Raw genomic sequence first — 2,851 nt, forward strand, 5'->3', positions numbered from 1 at the left:
TGGGAGCTCCTCGTGCGGGGCCGGGTGCCGGGGACGGCGCGCCGGGTCGGTCGGACCGCACCATCGTCCCGTGCCGACGGCGGGCGGCGGCACCCGGTGCGCCACCCACCTGACCGGGGGACGTCCCCCCTGTCGTCGGATGCTGCCGGGGGCCGAGTTCCCGACCGCTAGGTCACAAAGCGGTAACAATGCAAGGAATGGTAAAGTCGCAGGTCAGAGCGACTTTACCCAGGTAAAATCGTCCCATGATGCGCCGGATCCGCACGACTCGGCCTCGCAATCCCCGCCGAGATGGGGCACGGTGGACCACGACCAGATCGACGAATGGTCGGCGTGCGACGCCTGCTTCCGGCCCTCGCAGCGCCCCTCCTCCGGGGTGCGGCAGCGAGGGCCGAGGTGTGTTCCGCCGCCGCGCACCAGGCCCCGTTGCGGGCCGCCGCGCGGCGTCGCCGGCCGACGTGCGCCCCCGGCGCGCCCCACCCCCGGGGCGCACCCGACCTCCGCCCCCGCGGAGGGGACGGGGCGCGCGTCATGACGTGACGAGGTGGATGAGTGACAGGACTGCGCGTCGAGGGCGTGTACAAGGTGTTCGGCCGCCGGCCGAACGAGGCGGTGAAGCGGCTCCGGGACGGGGCCGGCCGCGAGGACGTGCGCCAGTGGGGCACGGCGGCGGTGATCGACGCCGACCTGCAGATCGAGAGCGGCGAGACCTTCGTGGTCATGGGGCTGTCGGGCTCCGGCAAGTCGACCCTGATCCGCATGCTCAACGGCCTGCTGAAGCCGACCGCCGGGCGCGTGCTGCTCGGTGACGACGACCTGGGCGCGGTCAGCGCGTCCCAGCTGCGCTCCATCCGGCAGCGCAAGGTGTCGATGGTGTTCCAGCACTTCGCGCTGCTGCCGCACCGCACGGTGCGGGACAACGCCGCCTACCCGCTGGCGCTCCAGGGCGTGGACAAGGCCGAGCGCCGCAAGAAGGCCGACGAGGCCCTCGAGATGGTCGGGCTCGGCGAGTGGGGGGACTCGCTCCCCCACGAGCTGTCCGGCGGCATGCGCCAGCGGGTCGGCCTGGCCCGCGCGCTCGCCGCGGACACCGACATCCTGCTGATGGACGAGGCCTTCTCCGCGCTCGACCCGCTGATCCGCCGCGAGATGCAGGACCAGCTGCTCGAGCTCCAGCAGACGCTCGGCAAGACGATCGTGTTCATCACGCACGACCTCAACGAGGCCATGTACCTCGGCGACCGGATCGCCGTCATGCGGGACGGCCGCGTGGTCCAGGTCGGCACCAGCGAGCAGATCCTGTCCGCGCCCGCCGACGACTACGTGGCGCAGTTCGTCGCCGACGTCGACCGGACCCGCGTGCTCACCGCGTCGTCCGTGATGCGCCGGCCGGCCGCCGTCGCGTTCGCCGGGGGCGGCCCCCGGCTCGCGCTGCGCACCATGCGCGACGCCCAGGTCGCCGCCGCCTACGTCGTGGACCGCACCCGCGTGCTGCGCGGCATCGTCCGGGACGCCGACGCCGTCGACGCCACCCGCGCCGGCAAGGACACCCTCGAGGGCCTGATCGACGACAGCCTGACCTCGGTGTCCGTCGACACCCCGCTGGCCGAGGTGTTCGCGCCCGCCGCGGAGTCGCCGCTGCCCGTGCCCGTGACCGACGACAAGGGCCGCCTGGTCGGCGTCATCCCGCGGGCGATCCTGCTCGAGGCGATGGTGCCGGTCGACACCAGCACCCCGCCGAAGGGCACCCCGACGGCCGACCAGGCCGCCACGTCCGCCGCCGACCCGGCCGCGGCCGACCCGACCGGGGCCACCGCCCCGGCACCGGGGGCCGACCCGCTCGGCACGACCCCGGACGCCACCACCGCCGCCCCCAGCGCGGGGCGCACGGCCGACACGACGGAGGTGCGCGCGTGACCGCCGCTGTCCTCGCCCTCGACACCACCGACCAGGGCATCCCCCGCCTCCCGCTCGGCGCGTGGGTGGACGTCGCCGTCGACTGGGTGACCACCACGTTCCGCGGCCTGTTCTCCGCGATCAAGAGCATCTTCGAGGGCGCGTACGACGGCCTCGACACCGTGCTCAGCGGCCCGCCGTTCTGGTTCATCGCCGTCGCGCTCGCGCTGATCGCGCTGTTCGCGAAGGGCTGGAAGCTCGCGGTCGGCACGCTCGTCGGGCTCGTCGTGATCGCCGGCGTGAACCAGTGGGAGAACGCGATGGACAGCCTCGCGCTGGTCATCCTCGCGAGCGTCGTGGCGCTGGTGGTCGCGATCCCGCTCGGCATCTGGGCGGCCCGGAACGACCGGGTCTCTCGCGCGGTGCGGCCGGTCCTGGACTTCATGCAGACGATGCCCGCCTTCGTCTACCTGATCCCGACCGTCGTCATCTTCCGCGTCGGCGTCGTCCCCGGCATCGTCGCGACCGTCATCTTCGCGATGGCCCCGGGCGTCCGGTTCACCGAGCTCGGGCTGCGCCAGGTCGACCGCGAGGTCGTCGAGGCCGGGCACGCGTTCGGCTCCTCCGACGGCCGCATCCTCCGGCAGATCCAGCTCCCCCTGGCGATGCCGACGATCATGGCCGGCGTCAACCAGGTGATCATGCTCGCGCTGTCGATGGTGGTCATCTCCGGCATGGCCGGCGCCCCCGGCCTCGGCGGCGACGTCGTGCAGGCCCTGCAGCGCGTCAACGTGTCGCTCGGCTTCGAGGCCGGCCTGGCCGTGGTCATCCTCGCGATGTTCCTCGACCGCGTGACCTCGGCGTTCGGCACCCGCTCGAAGACGGCCCGCGCCGTCGCCGCGGCGACGAAGGCCTGACGCCCCCCGATCCCCCGGGGCCGCTCGGCGGTCCCGGG

2 protein-coding genes are annotated in these 2,851 nt (G+C 73.6%); both read left to right on the top strand.

Going from position 1 to position 2,851, the window contains the following annotated elements; translation table 11 throughout:
* Positions 1-552: 552 nt before the first annotated feature.
* Positions 553-1,917, top strand: coding sequence for a glycine betaine/L-proline ABC transporter ATP-binding protein (locus G6556_RS18155; RefSeq protein ID WP_166944460.1), 1,365 nt, complete (start codon positions 553-555; stop codon positions 1,915-1,917).
* The gene (locus G6556_RS18160) at positions 1,914-2,813 is read left to right on the top strand and encodes a proline/glycine betaine ABC transporter permease (RefSeq protein ID WP_346774998.1); all 900 of its coding nucleotides are present in this window, start codon (positions 1,914-1,916) and stop codon (positions 2,811-2,813) included. Before G6556_RS18155 ends, G6556_RS18160 begins: the two co-directional genes overlap by 4 nt.
* Positions 2,814-2,851: the final 38 nt, after the last annotated feature.

The sequence above is a fragment of the Cellulomonas sp. IC4_254 genome, assembly GCF_011603975.1.
Taxonomy (GTDB): Bacteria; Actinomycetota; Actinomycetes; order Actinomycetales; family Cellulomonadaceae; genus Cellulomonas.